Annotated in this window: 18 protein-coding genes and 1 pseudogene; 9 read left to right on the plus strand and 10 right to left on the minus strand. The window is 45.3% G+C overall.

Going from position 1 to position 17,463, the window contains the following annotated elements; translation table 11 throughout:
- Positions 1-6: 6 nt before the first annotated feature.
- The 6 genes from OO778_RS05330 to OO778_RS05355 are packed head-to-tail and all read left to right on the plus strand — an operon-like array spanning position 7 to position 4,198.
- Positions 7-450 (plus strand): hypothetical protein, encoded by a 444-nt coding sequence (locus OO778_RS05330; RefSeq protein ID WP_264910912.1) that lies wholly within the window; start codon positions 7-9, stop codon positions 448-450.
- Positions 447-989: a hypothetical protein gene (locus tag OO778_RS05335; protein WP_264910913.1), complete on the plus strand. Its 543-nt coding sequence runs from the start codon at positions 447-449 to the stop codon at positions 987-989. The genes OO778_RS05330 and OO778_RS05335 overlap by 4 nt, the downstream gene beginning before the upstream one ends.
- Positions 986-1,879 carry a hypothetical protein gene (locus OO778_RS05340; RefSeq protein WP_264910915.1) on the plus strand — a complete coding sequence of 298 codons (894 nt, stop codon included), beginning with the start codon at positions 986-988 and terminating at the stop codon, positions 1,877-1,879. Before OO778_RS05335 ends, OO778_RS05340 begins: the two co-directional genes overlap by 4 nt.
- Positions 1,876-2,424: a hypothetical protein gene (locus OO778_RS05345; protein WP_206949262.1), complete on the plus strand. Its 549-nt coding sequence runs from the start codon at positions 1,876-1,878 to the stop codon at positions 2,422-2,424. Before OO778_RS05340 ends, OO778_RS05345 begins: the two co-directional genes overlap by 4 nt.
- Complete coding sequence (locus OO778_RS05350) at positions 2,421-4,001, plus strand: hypothetical protein (protein WP_264910917.1); 1,581 nt, start codon at positions 2,421-2,423, stop codon at positions 3,999-4,001. The genes OO778_RS05345 and OO778_RS05350 overlap by 4 nt, the downstream gene beginning before the upstream one ends.
- A complete protein-coding gene (locus tag OO778_RS05355; RefSeq protein ID WP_074191600.1) occupies positions 4,001-4,198 on the plus strand; it encodes a hypothetical protein in 198 nt (65 codons plus the stop codon). Before OO778_RS05350 ends, OO778_RS05355 begins: the two co-directional genes overlap by 1 nt.
- 294 nt (positions 4,199-4,492) lie before the next feature.
- On the opposite strand, the gene OO778_RS05360 is transcribed toward OO778_RS05355, so the two are convergent.
- Positions 4,493-5,653, minus strand: coding sequence for a hypothetical protein (locus OO778_RS05360; RefSeq protein WP_264910919.1), 1,161 nt, complete (start codon positions 5,651-5,653; stop codon positions 4,493-4,495).
- 324 nt (positions 5,654-5,977) lie between these two features.
- On the opposite strand from OO778_RS05360, the pseudogene OO778_RS05365 reads away from it, so the two are divergent.
- Positions 5,978-6,163, plus strand: a pseudogene (locus OO778_RS05365) (hypothetical protein).
- 562 nt (positions 6,164-6,725) lie between these two features.
- Positions 6,726-7,355, plus strand: a complete 630-nt coding sequence (locus OO778_RS05370; RefSeq protein WP_047010070.1) for a DsbA family protein — start codon at positions 6,726-6,728, stop codon at positions 7,353-7,355.
- Between the two features lie 75 nt (positions 7,356-7,430).
- Here the strand turns inward: OO778_RS05370 and OO778_RS05375 are convergent, their stop codons facing one another.
- On the minus strand, positions 7,431-8,756 hold the full coding sequence (locus tag OO778_RS05375; protein ID WP_264910922.1) for a Na+/H+ antiporter family protein: 1,326 nt from the start codon (positions 8,754-8,756) through the stop codon (positions 7,431-7,433).
- Between the two features lie 28 nt (positions 8,757-8,784).
- Complete coding sequence (gene rnt, locus OO778_RS05380; RefSeq protein WP_005396536.1) at positions 8,785-9,429, minus strand: ribonuclease T; 645 nt, start codon at positions 9,427-9,429, stop codon at positions 8,785-8,787.
- 263 nt (positions 9,430-9,692) lie between these two features.
- Here rnt and OO778_RS05385 point away from each other — a divergent pair, with 263 nt between their 5' ends.
- Positions 9,693-10,574 carry an OmpA family protein gene (locus tag OO778_RS05385; protein WP_258616038.1) on the plus strand — a complete coding sequence of 294 codons (882 nt, stop codon included), beginning with the start codon at positions 9,693-9,695 and terminating at the stop codon, positions 10,572-10,574.
- Between the two features lie 120 nt (positions 10,575-10,694).
- On the opposite strand, the gene OO778_RS05390 is transcribed toward OO778_RS05385, so the two are convergent.
- From OO778_RS05390 to rsxC, 7 genes are all read right to left on the minus strand, one after another.
- Complete coding sequence (locus OO778_RS05390) at positions 10,695-11,129, minus strand: DUF2753 domain-containing protein (RefSeq protein ID WP_005384886.1); 435 nt, start codon at positions 11,127-11,129, stop codon at positions 10,695-10,697.
- 150 nt (positions 11,130-11,279) lie between these two features.
- Positions 11,280-11,696, minus strand: coding sequence for a lactoylglutathione lyase (gloA, locus tag OO778_RS05395; RefSeq protein WP_005380739.1), 417 nt, complete (start codon positions 11,694-11,696; stop codon positions 11,280-11,282).
- A 32-nt stretch (positions 11,697-11,728) separates the two neighbouring features.
- Positions 11,729-12,370: an endonuclease III gene (gene nth, locus OO778_RS05400; RefSeq protein ID WP_042522463.1), complete on the minus strand. Its 642-nt coding sequence runs from the start codon at positions 12,368-12,370 to the stop codon at positions 11,729-11,731.
- 64 nt (positions 12,371-12,434) lie between these two features.
- A complete protein-coding gene (locus tag OO778_RS05405) occupies positions 12,435-13,127 on the minus strand; it encodes an electron transport complex subunit E (protein WP_005380745.1) in 693 nt (230 codons plus the stop codon).
- Positions 13,127-13,759: an electron transport complex subunit RsxG gene (gene rsxG / locus OO778_RS05410; protein ID WP_006743364.1), complete on the minus strand. Its 633-nt coding sequence runs from the start codon at positions 13,757-13,759 to the stop codon at positions 13,127-13,129. The genes OO778_RS05405 and rsxG overlap by 1 nt, the downstream gene beginning before the upstream one ends.
- A gap of 7 nt (positions 13,760-13,766) precedes the next feature.
- Entirely contained in the window at positions 13,767-14,813 is a 1,047-nt protein-coding gene (gene rsxD / locus OO778_RS05415; RefSeq protein ID WP_047010069.1) for an electron transport complex subunit RsxD, read from the minus strand.
- Complete coding sequence (gene rsxC, locus OO778_RS05420) at positions 14,813-17,458, minus strand: electron transport complex subunit RsxC (protein WP_264910926.1); 2,646 nt, start codon at positions 17,456-17,458, stop codon at positions 14,813-14,815. The genes rsxD and rsxC overlap by 1 nt, the downstream gene beginning before the upstream one ends.
- Between the last annotated feature and the right edge of the window lie 5 nt (positions 17,459-17,463).

The following is a 17,463-nucleotide window of genomic DNA, read 5'->3' on the forward strand; positions in this document are numbered from 1 at the left end:
GACGTTATGGAAGTCAGTAACTTTTTGACTGGTAATAATTATTTAAAACGGCTTGATCAGATTGGGTTTGACAGCACTCGGCTTCAACCAGAATCTGGGCATATTCAATATGACACTTGGACAACCGTACTCGAGTTAACTGGCTCTTATATTATTGACAATTTAGCGGTAGGCGGAACAAATACGGCGAGCCAATCTGAACATGTAAAGGTTAAGTGGTTCATCGATGGCGTAGAAATGGTTCCACGGAGTATTGATACTCAGGTTCTCACTCCAGTCATTGGTGCGAGTGGAGCTGCAAGTGCATCCCTTGCTAAGCCACAGTTGTTGGATGGGGCGCGTGAGTTTTGTAAATCGTCTTTCGTATGCCAGGTATATGTCCCTTCGGTCGCGAATTACGGTGTTCATGTTTTAGCGCGTTATAGCCGAGTAGAGAAGGCAAAATTATGACTTATGTAACTACTGACGAACCTGAAAAAAATGAGTATTTCCCACCAAGTGGTGCACTACCATCTAATCCAATTAAAGAAGACAAAACAGAGGTCTTTCGCGATGGCTCATGGATTGTAGCGGAGCCGCTACCGGGCGACAAAGTGAAGCAGATATACTCGTCTGGTCATGTGGCTGAGTTCATTTATCGCGAGCGAGTTGAGCCAATGTTGATGAAAATAATCATCAACAAGGTAGTCGGAGCAGTTAAAACCAGTAGCGACTACACACGCATTACTTGTATGGAACTCACAGACATCATTGTGACGGGCACAGTGGATGTCGAAGACCAAACCTTTTCAATGCCCCTTAAACGCGATGATGGGCGTTTGACGTTGTTCCCGGCGCAAGTCGTCAACGGTCAGTTTGAAGTCGTGTTGAACTTCCCGACCAGTGGCCAGTTTGTTTATACCAATGAGCAGGCGAATCACGATTTGCCAGAGCTCATGTTTAAAGTCGCGCCGATCCGGGTTGATGTGCTTCGTAAGGCAGCAGTATGACGTGGAAAACAGCTTCGTTCCGCTGGTCTGACTCGGCCCAAAAGGTTCAAACCTCTGCAGAGTCAGTCTTAACACAGGTTGAGGGACACTCCAATAAGGCAGTTGAGCGCATTCAAGCGCTGAAAGGACAGGTGACATTTGCCCGCCATCCATTAAGTACCAATGCTGAGGCGTTGCTTGGCCTGCGGACAGAGCTTGATACGCTCTTAACCAGCGTCCAGGTACTTTGTGTTCATCCTTATCAACATGGCATCGGGGCGGTTACGCAAGCCGGGCATCACTTAGCACCGGATGAAGCGGTCACAGTGTTGGCTAACAAGCTGAAAGACTTCAATGATAGGCATCATCCAAAAGGTAATCTACATGTTGTGGGCTGGATGCTTGCAGAGAACACGTTAGCCAACTTTGCCGCCGCCACCAAAGCCCTTTATGAGGTGGTGAACATATCTGAACTTGGTATGGTCAGCCGAAGGGTAAGCAAAGAGCAAAACCTGCAGCCTGAGAAAATGACGAAGATGGAAGCCATCGTACAGCCAAGGTTTAAGCCAGTAGCGCCATTGAACCAAGACCCTTTGCGTTTGGTTGAGCAATGGCAAGGCGCCCAAATCGCCCAGCTGGAGTCACTCGCCTCCGATAGACAGACTCCGGTAGATAAACTCGCTGCGCTTGCAGAAAAACGCGCGGCACAACTCAACGACTGGTCTCAGGCGATCAATACCCTCAAGCAGGGTGATGTTGGGTTACATAAGTTTGCAGTATCAGGAACGGCAGATATGATCGCAACCAAACTGAACCAGTCTACGCCACCTGGCCGGGAAAACAGCTATACCTTTGCTTGCATGTTTATCAGTGCCAAACCACTTACTTTTGTTTCGGAGCTATTCGCATGACTCAATTAGCTTTAGACGGCGAAATCATCTACATGAACTCCACACGAATTAGTCCCTCAGTAGAAATTCGTGAGCAAGATATGACGGGGCAAGCCAGCGGTACCGACGGCAGTGAACAAGGTGATAAAGGCATCGTGCTGGCGGTATCTGGTCTTATCCCGTTTAAACGAAAAGATGTACTCAAGCGACTCATGTTGTTATCCCGGGCAACAGAAGCAGGCAAACGCAAGATTTATCGAATTGGTAATGAAACGGCCAAGACCCTTACAGTGCGCCAGGTCAGGTTTGTGGGACAGCTTGCCGCAGATGAACAAGAAAAGCTGATGGCATGGAAAGTGACGTTTCGTTTGCGTGAATACATGTCGGTGACGGAAGCAAAACAGCAGAAAGAGCAAGCAAAAGCACAACAGGCCGTCACACAAAGTACGGAGAACACAACGACAGCAGAGCCGAAAGCTCATGCAGCGACAACCAACCAAACCGAGCAGGTGAAACGAACCAGCTTTGAAGCCGCACTGTTACAGAAAGAGTCTCAACTGGCATGAAGTTAAACAAACGAATCAGAGTCAATGGCGAAGAGCAAAAACTGGCCGAGGAACAAGTCATTCTTGAGCTTAGTGCCGGTGGCCGCGCCACCTTCGTCATAGAAGGGGAAATCGCAAAAGGATCGCTAATCACATTTGATATCGGCTATCAGGATGATTTTAAAGCTTACTTTGACGGATTCGCCGCCAAGGTTCAGCCGGCGCAAAATGGTTACACCAAAGTGATCGCCCGAGAGCGTGCGGGGTTACTCGCGGCCAGGTGGCCAGTGAGTATTCAGCACCCAACCGCCTCTGAAGTACTCGAGCAGTTGAGTTTTGATAGCGGCTTAAGTTTCGTGATGCCCCAGCAAGATTATATGACCACGCGCATTCCGAATTTCACCAGTCAGGGCACCGGTTATCAGTTACTGGAGAATCTGGGCCGAGCGTTTCAGATAGAGGATTTTTGCTGGTACCAGCAAACGGATGGCAATATTTTCGTTGGCAGTTTCGCGGATAGCCGCTGGTCTAACCGTCCTACCGATTTGCCGACCAACCTGACCACTCAGCAGATGGGGGGTAAAAGCATGAAGTTAGGTGCGATCCCTTCCGTTCGTCCCGGTGCAATTATCAATGGTCAGCGCATTACCCAGGTGCACTTTCAAAATACTGACATCACCCTGTATTGGGAAAGTGAAATGAATGCAGAAAAGCGCAAAATCAACTATCTGTTCCCCGAGCTGGCTGCCGGGCATCACTTGCCGAGACTTGCCAGGGTGAAAGCGGTCACCGACCAAAGCCAGGTCGGACATGAAAACAACCCATTTCGTCCACGCTATGCGGTAGATGTGCAGTTGTTGGATGAAAACGGCCTGCCAGATGAAGAAGTGCCACTATACAAAGCGGTGCCACTACCCACGGTTATCGGCGGCTCAGAGCAAGGTCAGTTCGCCACACCGACAGAGGGCACCATTGTTGAAATCGCTTTTGCGTATGGCAGAAGCGATCGCCCATTCATTCGAACCATTCTGGGTGATGGCTGGTCACTACCCGAATTAGAGCCAGAAGAGTTGCTGACTCAGCAAAGGTATGAGGTTTTTGAACGCATTGATGCAGCAGGCAACCACACTCAGGCAACCGACCAAACAAGGCTTATCGAAGCCTATGAAGAGTTACACCAGGTAGATAAATATCTGGCAGAGTTTGGGTCACATGAAGTGACGGTAAACCAGCATAGCAAAGAGAATATTGGCGGCCAAAAGCTCATTGAAGTTCTGGGCAGGTTTGAGGTGATGGCAGGTGATGACATTACCCTGGGTTCACTTGCGAATATACACTTAACCAACGGTGGTGACTGGGTGCAGATCATTGGCCAACTGCGGGACGTAGTGATTGGTTTAGACGACAAGCTCAAGGTGCTGGGGAATAAAGTTACCAACGTAGAAAAAGACATAACAGCGACCGCCAAGAACATGCGCTATACGGCAAGCCTTATCACGATGAATGGTGGTAAAGGGGTGGTCCAGGGCGATTGTATTTGTGCTTACACGGGGAAGCCTCACTCCGACCTCTCATCAACAGTTAAGGCAGGTAAGTAATGACATTAAGCAAAGCATCATTAAAACAAAAGATTGTGACTGAATTGCAAGCTCAAGGCTTTGTAACAAGTGGAACTCACGCACGAAATGCAGAAATGGCAGAAGCTATTGCAAACGCTGTGGTAGAAGAAATCACCCAGAACGCACAAGTGCTGGTAACGGGGGGAAGTTCTGCAGGAGCCTACAAAATAACCTAGGGATTCCCTGTATCATCAAGCGCACACTATATACTTAAACCAAATAGTTTTAACCAGCAGTTAGGTGATGATAAATGAACACTTCTCCTACACTTGCTATGTTTCGATCTTTTTTCCGAAGCTGAATCCATACCTCGTTGATTTGTTTAGGCTTCAATTAGTTATAAAGTTGCACGGGATAAAGAAAGGCTTCCAGACAGAAGCCTTTCTTCGCTATGGAATCTCTCAAACGAATGTTAGAGAGCATTATGATCTGGGTTCGTTCTGAGAAATAACATCCTCAAAAATCAGTGATTAGAACATAGCAACGTGCAATGTTATAGAGTTGCTCACTCCATCAGGGGTGATGACTTCAGTGGTAAAGTGGTCATCTATTCTATCTATTTGTTCTTTGATTGTGGTTGTATATGTTGCGGTCCAGCCTTGCTCTGATGGCATGATTTCTACCGTGCCAAACATAGGCTTTAAGGATACGTCTATTGGCCATTGTTGCCAATTTCGCCCTTGATAATCATAAACTTTTATTGGCAGTTCTATTTCAACAGTTTCACCAATATTAGGCATTGCTGCCGCTACAGAGTATCCTTGAAGAATAGGGGTTGTTTTATCAGGTAGCTTGCCATCACCATCATTATCAATGAAATATAAAAGAGACGGCGCATCAAAGTCGAGGCCGTGATCCTGAAAATAGGAAGTAACATTACTTTCAATTGTAAAAGTGTCTATCTCTTTGTGAGCTTGTAATAGTTTGCTTTTTGTTTCCTCAATTTTTTCTAAGTTATCCTCTTCTAGATAATTTGCTATCAGTGCAATTTGCGTTGTTGGTTCAATACCGTTCATATCAGAAAGGTATAGCGTTAAGGATGACATAGCTAAAAGTATTGCGGCAGCATCGGAGTCTTGTTGTAGGCTTACAGTGTAGAAATCTGGAGTTTTGCTCTCTGAATACCCATAAATTTCTAACAGTTCTTTTGTTGCAAGCTTTGAAGCTTCGGAGAATGGAAGTTTCTGCTCTAAAATTAATTTTTTTAGCTTTCCTTTAATCAAGGTAGTTACAATATTAATGCTAAGAGTAGATTTTGGCTTTAATTCATAATATGAAGATAGTGTTAATTCTTTAGATGAGTCATCTGATAATTCATTGTAAAAGTAGCCTTTTGAAAAAACCTCTACAAAGTCAGAATTCAAATTCTCTGAAATAGCGTATGAACCATCATAGTTTTGGACTTGGGAATCGAAAGACTTGCCAGTTTGTTCCATTTTATCATTAAGTTCATGCAGTGTTACAACTGACCCTGGTTGTAATGGCCCTTTTTGAACTACTCCTGATACGTCAAATATGATTGGAGGAGTCACATCATTGCTCCCCCCATCACTACTGTTACCGCCACCGCCACAGCCACTAACTAGGACACTACTTATAACGAGAGACAATACGTGTCTTCTTTTTAACATTGTTTTACCTTTCAAACTAAATCATACATGGGCGCATGAATGGTAAACTTGTTACATATAAATCAATAGATTTTTATCCCCTTGCCGAGAACAAGTAGGCACAAAGTTGATTTAAATCACAAATATAAGTCGGTCGTCTTATATCGAACTGCTAATACCATGCTTACTGAAGCATGAGAATAGTCAGATAGAAAAGCGCGGTTAAAGTGAATTTGGCGTAACTCTCTGTTGTGTGAATAAACATTAGCAAAGCCACTGACAGGGTTTTATTCAAAATGTTTTTTGGGTTATGTTGGAGCGCAGGCTGTTAAATGCAGGTAAGTAATGACATTAAGCAGAGCATCACTAAAACAAAAGATTGTGACTGAATTGCAATCTCAGGCTTTCTAACAAGTGGAACTCACGCTCGAAATGCATGAAATGGCAGAAGCTATTGCAAACGCTGTGGTAGAAGAAAGCACCCAGAGCGCTCAAGTACAAGTAACTGGTGAGACTTACAAAGTAATTTAAGCATCGCTGCCACTTAATGACGAATATATTAGTGGTCAGGTGACGGAATCCGTACTCCTAGCAATCTACAGAAATTGCACTGAAAAACGAACAGGAACAAAAATAGGTTTTCATTCGATGAGTCAGTATAATTAGACTGAAATTATTAGGTAACGTTGGAAATAGGGGTAAAGAAGTTCTTGTCTTCGTGAGGTGCCAAATTAAACGACCTAAGGCGCTAGATACATACCTTTACAAGCCGAGTTAGTGGAATTTATTTGTCCGAAGTGTGATGAAGTTGTTTTGTGCGTAGATGGGAGTAATCATCCTAGATTGACCTGGAAACAAAAAATGCTCACACTGCGACTATGAGACAGAACTTACAAAACCGTTTCCAATGATAAAGTATAAGGGAGAGGTTTTTGTGCTAGATAAGCACATATCAAGGCCTGAACCTGTACCGGAAAACTCTTAAGCAAACGGGAGATTACTAAGTGAATAAAATAATATCTGTCGCCACTTGATCGCCATTTGTTATTTTTGTTTGATGTAACTAATTGAATTTATAGGTTTAAATAATTAAGTGGATATAAAGCTTTACTACGTGCATGACCCAATGTGCAGTTGGTGTTGGGGTTACAAACCGACGCTTGATAAATTGAAACAGCAACTGCCAGGCGTTATTCAGTTTGAGTATGTGGTGGGTGGTCTTGCGCCAGATACTAGTTTGCCGATGCCACCAGAGATGCAACAAAAACTCGAAGGTATTTGGAAGCAGATTGAGCGTCAGTTGGGCACCAAGTTTAACTACGATTTCTGGAAGCTTTGTACGCCAGTAAGAAGCACTTACCAATCTTGTCGCGCAGTTATCGCAGCGGGCTTTCAAGATTCTTATGAGCAGATGCTAGAAGCGATTCAACATGCGTATTACTTACGTGCGATGCCTCCTCATGAAGAAGCGACTCACTTGCAGCTAGCTAAAGAAATTGGTTTGAATGTTCAGCAGTTCAAGAACGATATGGACGGCTCTTTCTTAGAAGGTGTGTTCCAAGATCAACTGAGTCTTGCAAAGAGCCTAGGCGTGGATTCTTACCCTAGCTTGGTTCTTCAAATTAACGACGCTTATTTCCCGATTGCCGTAGATTATCTGTCAACAGAGCCTACCTTGAAACTGATACGTGAACGTATTATTGACAATATGCCAGCGCAATAATCGCGATTTCAAATAACAAAAAGCCGCTCAATGAGCGGCTTTTTCGTAACTAAGTATATCCATCAAACAAAGGTACTAAAGCACCATTGCAGCAATCCAACCAAAGATGATCAGTGGAATGTTGTAGTGGATAAAGGTTGGAACAACCGTTTCCCAAATGTGCTCATGCTGACCGTCGGCATTTAGACCAGATGTAGGGCCTAATGTCGAGTCGGACGCTGGAGAACCAGCATCACCCAAAGCGGCAGCAGTACCAACTAGCGCGATTGTTGCCATTGGCGAAAAACCAAATGCCAACGCGAGTGGAACGTAGATTGTCGCCAAGATTGGAATGGTTGAAAACGATGAACCAATGCCCATTGTTACTAGCAGGCCAACGATCAGCATCAGTAGTGCTGCAAGCGGCTTATTATCACCAATGCTGGTAGAGATAGACTGTACTAATGTCTCAACGCCACCTGTTTGCTTCATTACCGCAGCAAAACCTGCGGCAGCGATCATGATGAAACCAATCATAGCCATCATATGCACGCCTTTTGTGAAGACATCGTGCGTTTCTTTCCAGGCAATCACACCGCCAAAAGTAAACACCATAAAGCCAGCTAGAGCACCAATAATCATTGAGCCAGTGTAAAGCTGAACACCCAATGCGGCGACAATACCAAGAGCGGCCACCAAGATGTGCTTTTTATTGATAGCATGATCTGTCTCGTGAACGACAGTCAACTCCGTTTCTTCGTAGATGCGTGGTTTACGGTAGCTAACAAAGATTGCCAGCAATAGACCAAACAACATACCAGCACCTGGCAGTAACATTGCAGTTGGAACTTGGCTTGCAACCACGTTTTCCAAACCGTTGTCATGTAGGTTCTTTAATAGAATATTGTTTAAGAAAATACCGCCGAAACCAACAGGTAAGATCATGTAAGGTGTGATCAAACCGAAGGTAAGAACACACGCGACCAAACGTCGATCGAGCTTAAGTTTCGCAAATACGCCCAAAAGAGGTGGAATCAAAATTGGAATAAAGGCGATATGGACCGGAATTACGTTCTGAGATGACATAGTGACAAGAACGAGCGCGACTAACACCGCGTACTTTAACCCGGTAGTTGACGCCGAGTTTTCTTTACCGTTTAAGCGCTTGATAACACTTTTTGCCAGTAGGTCCGTGATGCCAGATTTAGAGATGGCAACGGCGAAAGTACCTAACATTGCGTAGCTCAGAGCGATAGTCGCACCGCCACCTAAACCACTTTCGAACGCGGCAACTGTGTCTCCAAGGCTCATGCCTGCGACAAGGCCACCAACGATGGCACTAAACGTGAGGGCAACCACCACGTTTACGCGCATCAATGCTAACACGAGCATGACGCACACTGATATAACGACAGGATTCATACTTTTCCTAATATGTTGTGTTTACTTATTATTCTTCGTCAGCAAGCGGCCAACCGCCGAGGGCCTTCCATTTGTTGACAATACCGCAGAATAATTCTGCTGTTTTTTGTGTATCGTAAAGCGCTGAGTGTGCTTCACGATTATCGAATTCCATCCCGGCCGTTTTGCATGCTTTCGCGAGAACCGTTTGACCATAAGCAAGGCCACTCAATGTTGCCGTGTCAAAAGTAGCAAAGGGATGAAAAGGGACTCTTTTTAGTTTACAGCGCTCATTGGCTGCATTTACAAAACCTAAGTCGAATGCTGCGTTATGGGCAACCATAATTGCGCGCGAGCAATCTGCGGCTTTTTGTTCTTTGCGAATAAGTTTATAAATCTCTTTTAACGCTTCTTGCTCAGAAACTGCACCACGAAGAGGGCTATATGGGTCACGAATACCATTGAATTCTAGCGCTTCTTTTTCTAAGTTAGCGCCCTCAAATGGCTCAACATGAAAATGAATGGTGGAGGCCGGATGCAACACGCCATCTTCGTCCATTTTTAACGTAACGGCGCAAATTTCTAAAAGTGCATCAGTTTGAGCATTGAAACCTGCGGTCTCAACGTCTACTACCACAGGGAAATAACCACGAAAGCGTTTTTTCAAGGTCAGAGCTTCATTTTCTATTGTCATGTCGGCTTATTTTTGTGTGACGAAGGCTGCATTATTGCAGATTATACCGACGAGAAAAACCGCAATTTAGGAGAAAAACGGAATTCTATTTTGCATCTCATCAATACGCTCGATCGCATTTCGGGTGATTGAGTTACCATGATTAACGTTAATCGTAATATCACGATATTTCGCACGTTGGCGAGGTTTTTGCATGCCAGGTGAAGTGGTTTTATTGATTCAAATTGACGGCAACAGACTGCCGTTTAAGAGACAGTACTTAGATGAAGAAATGGCTGATTACTAGTGGCGTTGTATTTTCGTTGTTTAGCACAAGCAGTTTTGCTGTGATGGGCAAACGTTATGTTGCCACTCCACAGCAATCTCAATGGGAAATGGTGGTCAACACACCGTTAGAATGCCAACTTGTTCACCCTATTCCAAGTTTTGGAGATGCGGTATTTTCATCTCGTGCGAATAAAAAAATCAATTTAGACTTTGAGTTAAAAATGCGTCGTCCGATGGGAGAAACACGTAACGTCAGTCTCATCTCCATGCCGCCACCTTGGCGACCAGGTGAACACGCCGATCGAATTACAAACCTAAAGTTTTTTAAACAGTTCGATGGTTATGTCGGAGGGCAAACAGCATGGGGCATTTTGTCTGAGCTGGAAAAAGGGCGTTATCCGACCTTTAGTTATCAGGATTGGCAGAGCCGAGATCAGAGAATTGAGGTCGCATTGTCATCTGTGCTGTTTCAAAATAAGTACAACGCGTTTAGCGACTGTATTTCCAATTTATTGAAATACAGTTTTGAAGACATTGCCTTTACGATTTTGCACTACGAAAGACAAGGCGATCAGTTAACCAAGGCTTCCAAAAAGCGTTTATCACAAATTGCAGATTATATCCGATATAATCAAGATATCGATCTCGTGCTGGTGGCGACGTACACCGATTCAACCGATGGCAAAAGTGCGAGTCAAAGTTTATCTGAGCGACGTGCAGAGTCACTTCGTGATTATTTTCAGTCTCTAGGGCTACCGGAAGATCGAATTCAAGTGCAAGGGTACGGCAAGCGTCGTCCTATTGCTGATAACGGTTCGCCAATAGGAAAAGACAAAAACCGCCGAGTCGTAATATCTCTAGGGCGAACCCAAGTCTAATGCATATAAAAACGCCGAAGCTCAAAGCTTCGGCGTTTTTGATTTACTGACGTTGTTAATAATATTTTAATGGGATTTTGCCAAGTACCTTTCGGTGATTCCGGCTGTATAATTTGGATGTTAGTTTAATCGGAATTTGGCAATGACTTCGCAATTTGTTGCGGTATCGATTTTTTCAACCTGTTTGGCAATAGCCGGATTAGGGTGACGTTTCATGAAGTCTATTAATGCTTTAGTGCAACATCCTATTGAGTCGATAAAGCTTGCACATTCTTTATTTGGGCATTGTGGGATGAGTGTTAAGACTTTCTCTGAAGCCAGCTGAAGGTATTTGAGTTCATAGTCAGTGTCTCCGGCCCAACGCCAGAACTGAGCTAAGTTATGACAAGAAATCACAGAAATTAATAATCGCTCATCTGCTTCAATTTCCACACATTCGCTAATATCTTCACTCAGGCTTAGGGCTTGCTGGTAATGAAGAATGCTGCGAACAGGGTCATCTAGTTGAAGTGCCGTATCGGCTAGAAGTGTGTGTTTTTCCCATTCACTGATCATTATCGTAATCCCGCATCTCGAAGTTGCGAACAAATCTAAACGATAATTATTATCAAGTAAAGTATTTTGTTTATAAAAGGACAGGCAGATCGCAGACCTGCCTGTAATCGATGTTCAACTTGCAGTACAAGTGATTATTAGAAGTGCCGCTTAGCCTTCAAGACCTGCTGAAGCTTGCTTGTTTTGGATAAGCTCAATCATATAACCATCTGGGTCTTTTACGAATGCAATGTGCGTGCTTCCGCCTTTTACTGGACCTGGTTCACGCGTCACATTACCGCCCGCCGCTTTGATAGCGTCGCAAGTTGTGTAGATATCATCAACACCAATGGCGATATGACCAAAAGCAGTACCTAGGTCATATTCAGTTTTACCCCAGTTGTAAGTTAGCTCGATCACAGCACCTTGGGATTCGTCACCGTAGCCAAGAAACGCCAGTGTGTATTCGTACTCTTTATTCTCGTTCGTACGAAGCAACTGCATGCCCATAACTTCAGTGTAAAACTTGATGGATTTGTCTAGATCACCTACGCGAAGCATAGTGTGGAGAATTCGACCATTTGACATTTTTTGCTCCTAGCTTTGATTTTCAAATAGCGTTAGCTATCTGGATATACTTTCTCTTTATATTCGCACAAATCTTCAATAATGCAGCTACCGCAGCGAGGCTTTCTCGCCAAGCACGTGTAGCGGCCATGAAGAATGAGCCAGTGGTGCACATCGAGTTTGAACTCTTTTGGCACAACTTTTAATAGCTTTTGCTCGACATCATCAACCGTTTTGCCCATTGCAAACTTAGTACGATTCGACACGCGATAAATGTGCGTATCGACGGCAATGGTTGGCCAACCAAAAGCGGTGTTGAGCACGACGTTTGCGGTCTTGCGACCTACGCCTGGTAGCGCTTCTAACGCTGCACGATCTTCAGGAACTTCACCATTGTGTTTTTCCAACAAGATCTTACAAGTCTTGATAGTGTTTTCTGCTTTTGAGTTAAACAAACCGATGGTCTTTATGTATTCTTTTAAGCCATCAACTCCCAAATCGAGAATACTTTGCGGTGTATTAGCGACAGGGAAAAGCTTGTCGGTGGCTTTATTGACACTTACATCGGTTGCTTGGGCTGATAGTAATACCGCGATTAGCAGCTCAAAAGGGGAGCTCCAGTTAAGCTCAGTTTGAGGATTCGGATTGTTTTCTCGTAATCGCTCAAGAATTTCGATTCTTTTTATTTTGTTCATTGCTGACTTCCAATACCGTCTCTGCGGTTTATGAAAAAGGCTCCCATGACAGAGCCTTATTTTGTTATGCGTTGGTGACGCGAGCACGCTCAATGGTTGGTTTTTCTTCTTTAGGTTGACGTGCCTGGATTGAATTATCGATGACATTTTTAAGCGCTATCAACAGACCAACACCGATAAATGCACCGGGTGGAAGAAGCGCTAGTAGAAAGCTGTTGTCAAATTGGAAAACTTGAATGCGGAGAGCGGATGCCCAGTCTCCTAATAGCAGATCTGCCCCGTCGAATAGTGTGCCATTACCAATTAACTCACGCATGGCACCTAGCACGACCAAAACGCTTGTCATACCAAGCCCCATCCATAAACCGTCTAATGCTGCAGGCGCAACATCATTTTTTGAAGCGTATGCTTCAGCTCGACCAATAATGATGCAGTTCGTTACAATCAGAGGAATAAAGATACCAAGAGATAGGTATAAACCATACGCATAGGCATTCATCAATAACTGAACACAGGTAACGAGAGAGGCAATGATCATCACGAACACAGGAATGCGAATCTCTTTTGGTACGTAATTACGAATAAGAGAAACCGTGACGTTGGAGCCGACCAGCACTAATAAGGTTGCAATACCAAGACCTAAGGCATTGGTGATCGTGGAAGAAACCGCTAACAGTGGACATAAGCCCAGCAGCTGTACGAGAGCAGGGTTATTACTCCACATACCGTTTTTCATCAGCAATTTATTCTCATTCATTACTGCTCTCCTTCACAGCCCAAAGGCTGGCTAAGAATGTCTTCACGAGATTGGTTTACGTAGTTAACGGTATTTCGCACCACTTTTACGACGGCTCTAGGCGTGATCGTTGCACCAGTAAATTGATCGAAATCACCACCATCTTTACGAACTTTCCATGAGTTCCAGTTACTTTCCGTGACTTGTTTGCCCGTAAAGCTCAGGATCCAGTCGGTGACACGAAGATCAATTTTGTCGCCCAGGCCAGGTGTTTCTTGATGGCTTAAGACGCGTGTCCCCAAAATATTGCCCTGATTGTCAATCCCAGTAATAACTTTTATCTCACCATTGTAGCCATCTGGCGCGATGGATTCTATTGCGATTGCTGTCGGTTCACCATTCTTCGTGGCGAGGTAGGCTGGCATCGCACGCAATGTCCCCAGTTCTGGTGACGTGACCATAGTGCAGGCTTGCGTGAGTGCGTTGTCATGCATGTTTTCTGGAATGACTTGATTCAAAACAGAAAGCAATTGTTGTTGTTCTTGTATCTTGATTTGGTCTTTTGTTAGGTACTGAGTAAAGGCGACTAATCCGGTTGTTGCACAGGCAAAGATCGCAAGTGTCAGACCATTTTTTCTAATAGCGGTTAACATGTTTACCTCAGTGACCGTAAGTTCTAGGTTTGGTGTAGTAATCGATCAGTGGCACACACATATTTGCAAGTAACACTGCGAATGCAACACCATCAGGGAAGCCGCCCCAACTGCGAATGATAAAGACCAAAGCACCAATAAGCGCGCCAAAGATCAAACGTCCTTTAACGGTGGTAGACGCCGACACGGGATCGGTTGCAATAAAGAATGCGCCAAGCATGGTTGCACCTGATAACAAGTGGAAGATTGGCGACGCAGTTTCCCCTGGGGTCAGCAAGCTGAACACGACGCTAAATAGCGTCAGGCTCGCTAGGAAACCTACGGGGATATACCATTGGATGATGCGTTTTTTGATCATCACTAAACCACCAAGTAAGTAGGCAAGATTTACCCATTGCCAACCAATGCCAGCTAATCCATCGAATATTGGCTGCGACAGTACTTCGCTTGGGGTTGCACCTGTATGAATGCCGGTCTTAAATGCATCAAGTGGCGTCGCCATTGTCACACCGTCAACCCCCGTTCGAACTTGCTGAAGCGATAAGCCGTCGTAATCATAGCCCGTAAAAATTAAAGAGAGTGTATCTGCAAAATTTACGTGATCAGGTATGAGTGACGTCGGGGCACTCCAACTCGTCATTTGCACTGGGAATGAGATCAACAAGACCACATAAGCGACCATGGCAGGATTGAATAAGTTTTGACCAAGGCCACCATATAGGTGTTTAGCGATTACGATCGCGAAAATAAGTCCGATCACCATAATCCACCACGGAGACCATGGTGGGATAGCCACGGCTAATAACCAAGCGGTAACGATCGCACTGTTATCACGTAGTGCTCGCATCGGCGAACGTTTACGGAAGACCATAACTAAGGCTTCAAGTGATACAGCGACTGCGATGGCAAAAATCAGCTGAATAAGCGTTCCCCACCCAAAGAAGTAGGTCTGAGCCGCTAAACCTGGGAGAGCACAAAGTGCCACCCATTTCATTAAGTCAGGTGTACTACGACGGCTGTGGGTATGCGGTGAACTGGCAATAAAAAACGACACTACTCGTTCTCCTCAGTATTATTTTTATTAGCTTCTTGCTGCGCTTTGCGAGCCTTCGCGCGCGCAATAGCAGCAGCGACAGCCGCTTTTTTCGGATCTTCAGTTTGTTCAGCAGGCGTTTCAGCTTCTACCGTTTCGGCTGGTTCTTGTTGCTTAGCTTTACGCGCTTTGGCACGCGCAATAGCCGCAGCGACAGCCGCTTTTTTCGGATCTTCGGTTTGCTCGGCAGGTGCTTCAGCTTCTTTCGCTTCAGTTGAGTCCGCTTGTTGCGCTTTACGAGCCTTCGCGCGCGCAATTGCTGCGGCAACCGCGGCTTTCTTCGGATCCACTTCTAGTTCTTCGGAAGTTGCTTCTTCAACAGGCTCTGTTTGCGTTTCTTGCTTAGCTTTACGCGCTTTGGCACGTGCAATGGCAGCAGCCACGGCGGCTTTTTTCGGATCTTCGGTTTGCTCGGCAGGTGCTTCAGCTTTTTCCGCTTCAGTTGAGTCTGCTTGTTTCGCTTTGCGCGCTTTGGCTCGAGCAATTGCAGCGGCAACTGCGGCTTTTTTCGGATCGTCGGTTTGCTCAGCAGGTGCTTCAGCTTCTTCCGCTTCAGTTGAGTCTGCTTGCTTCGCTTTACGCGCTTTACGCGCTTTGGCACGTGCAATCGCAGCAGCCACGGCGGCTTTCTTCGGATCGTCGGTTTGCTCAGCAGGTGCTTCAGCTTCTTCCGCTTCAGTTGAGTCTGCTTGCTTCGCTTTACGCGCTTTGGCACGTGCAATCGCAGCAGCAACCGCGGCTTTTTTCGGATCGCCGTCTTGCTGTGCAGACGTTTCTGATTCTACAGATTCAGTTGAATCTTCTTGTTGTGCTTTTTTCGCTTTAGCTCGGGCGATGGCTGCTGTAACTGCCGATTTCTTATCATCAGCGTTGTTATCTGGCGTTTCGCCTTGTTCTTTTTGTGCTTTACGTTCGCGGGCTAGACGTTTGCGTTCTTCGCGCAGTTTTGCCATTTCTGAGTTATCAGGTTCACTAGAGCCTGCTTTAGCGGCTGCGGCCTGTTTTGCCTTCGCTTTGGCAATGGCTGCAGCGACGGCAGGTTTCACGGCTGGCTCTGCTTTTTCTGTTGTTTCTGTCTTCTGAGCTTTCACTCGTGCGATCGCTGCTGCAATCGCATCATCACCACCAGAAGATTTCATGTCTTTACGGCGCTGATCGGCTGCTTTCTTAAAGCGATTTTCACGTTCTGCTTTTTCGCGTTCCATACGCGCTTTCTTCTCTTCAAAACGCAGCTTCGCTCGCTCCGCAGCTTCCGCTTCTTGTGCTCTGGTGCGAATTTCCGCTTTTGCTTGGCGGTAATACTGTACGAGAGGAATTTCACTTGGACACACAAACGCACAAGCACCGCACTCGATACAATCCTTTAAGTTGAGTTCTTCGAGTTTGTCATACTCTTCAGCTTTCGCATGCCATTGCAGTTGTTGAGGCAGCAGTGAAGCAGGGCAAGCTTCAGCACATTGGCTACAGCGAATGCATTCCATCTCATGTTGGTGTGGAGAGATCTCACGACGAGTCGGGGCAAGGATACAGTTTGCTGTCTTGGTAATCGGCACTTGAGAGTGGGGAAGGGTGAAGCCCATCATTGGTCCACCCATGATTAAACGTTGTAACTTCTTATCGGCTTTATAGCCAAACTCATCCAATAACGCCTGTACTGGTGTACCTAATAATGCCCAAACATTACGTGGTTGTTTGAATGTTTTACCAGTGAGGGTCACGACGCGTTTTATCATCGGTTCACCATCGATGATTGCGCGTTTGATTGAGTAAAGAGAACCGACATTTTGAACCAAAATACCAATATCGGCTGGAATTGCGCCGCTTGGTACTTCTTTATTGGTCAAAATTTTGATCAGCTGTTTTTCACCACCAGAAGGGTATTTAGTCGGGATAACGCGAATGACGATATCTTTGTTTAGAGCCGCAGCTTCTAACGCTTTGATTGCCTCTGGTTTGTTATCTTCAATACCAATAATCGTGAGCTTTGGTGTCAGGATATGTTCGACAATCTCGATACCTTGGATGAGCTCTTCGGCATGCTCTTGCATGAGCTTGTCATCTGATGTGATGTATGGCTCACACTCAGCTGCGTTGACGATAAGAATCTCTGTGCGAGCAAAACCTGATTGGATTTTTTTTGCGGTAGGGAAACCTGCGCCACCCATACCTGAAATGCCTGCGAGACGAATAATATCGATCAGAGCGTCAGGTGTTTCTTGTTTGTAATCCGCGACGGGTTTTCTGTCACACCATGTATCGTTACCATCAGGTGTAATGACCGCACAGAGTTCACTCAGACCTGAAGGGTGAGCAACGGTTCTGGGCTCAATTGCGGTGATCGTACCCGATGTAGGAGCATGCACTGGAACGGTAAAACCAGTTTCGGATTGCGTTAATGGCTGACCTTTTAATACGTGGTCACCTTCGGCAACCAATAAGTTACCAGCCTTACCAATGTGCTGTTTTAGCGGTAATACAATTTCTGATGGGATAGCCGCGTGAACGAGCTCAGTTTTGTTGGACTGCTTTTTGTTTTCTGCCGGATGCACACCACCAGGGAAATCCCAAAGCGAGCCTGTACGAATTTGTTCAATCAAAGACAACATGCGAA

This window comes from Vibrio sp. STUT-A16, assembly GCF_026000495.1.
GTDB classification, from domain to species: Bacteria; Pseudomonadota; Gammaproteobacteria; order Enterobacterales; family Vibrionaceae; genus Vibrio; species Vibrio diabolicus.

Bases quoted from the DNA above. Each gene is read 5' to 3' on its own strand.
- rsxG (WP_006743364.1), bottom strand. From the start codon at position 13,759: ATGTTAACCGCTATTAGAAAAAATGGTCTGACACTTGCGATCTTTGCC.
- OO778_RS05345 (WP_206949262.1), top strand. From the start codon at position 1,876: ATGACTCAATTAGCTTTAGACGGCGAAATCATCTACATGAACTCCACA.
- rsxC (WP_264910926.1), bottom strand. From the start codon at position 17,458: ATGTTGTCTTTGATTGAACAAATTCGTACAGGCTCGCTTTGGGATTTC.
- OO778_RS05375 (WP_264910922.1), bottom strand. From the start codon at position 8,756: ATGAATCCTGTCGTTATATCAGTGTGCGTCATGCTCGTGTTAGCATTG.
- OO778_RS05405 (WP_005380745.1), bottom strand. From the start codon at position 13,127: ATGAATGAGAATAAATTGCTGATGAAAAACGGTATGTGGAGTAATAAC.
- OO778_RS05355 (WP_074191600.1), top strand. From the start codon at position 4,001: ATGACATTAAGCAAAGCATCATTAAAACAAAAGATTGTGACTGAATTG.
- OO778_RS05390 (WP_005384886.1), bottom strand. From the start codon at position 11,129: ATGATCAGTGAATGGGAAAAACACACACTTCTAGCCGATACGGCACTT.
- OO778_RS05340 (WP_264910915.1), top strand. From the start codon at position 986: ATGACGTGGAAAACAGCTTCGTTCCGCTGGTCTGACTCGGCCCAAAAG.
- OO778_RS05330 (WP_264910912.1), top strand. From the start codon at position 7: ATGGAAGTCAGTAACTTTTTGACTGGTAATAATTATTTAAAACGGCTT.
- OO778_RS05385 (WP_258616038.1), top strand. From the start codon at position 9,693: ATGAAGAAATGGCTGATTACTAGTGGCGTTGTATTTTCGTTGTTTAGC.
- rnt (WP_005396536.1), bottom strand. From the start codon at position 9,429: ATGACAATAGAAAATGAAGCTCTGACCTTGAAAAAACGCTTTCGTGGT.
- OO778_RS05335 (WP_264910913.1), top strand. From the start codon at position 447: ATGACTTATGTAACTACTGACGAACCTGAAAAAAATGAGTATTTCCCA.
- gloA (WP_005380739.1), bottom strand. From the start codon at position 11,696: ATGTCAAATGGTCGAATTCTCCACACTATGCTTCGCGTAGGTGATCTA.
- OO778_RS05360 (WP_264910919.1), bottom strand. From the start codon at position 5,653: ATGTTAAAAAGAAGACACGTATTGTCTCTCGTTATAAGTAGTGTCCTA.
- OO778_RS05350 (WP_264910917.1), top strand. From the start codon at position 2,421: ATGAAGTTAAACAAACGAATCAGAGTCAATGGCGAAGAGCAAAAACTG.
- nth (WP_042522463.1), bottom strand. From the start codon at position 12,370: ATGAACAAAATAAAAAGAATCGAAATTCTTGAGCGATTACGAGAAAAC.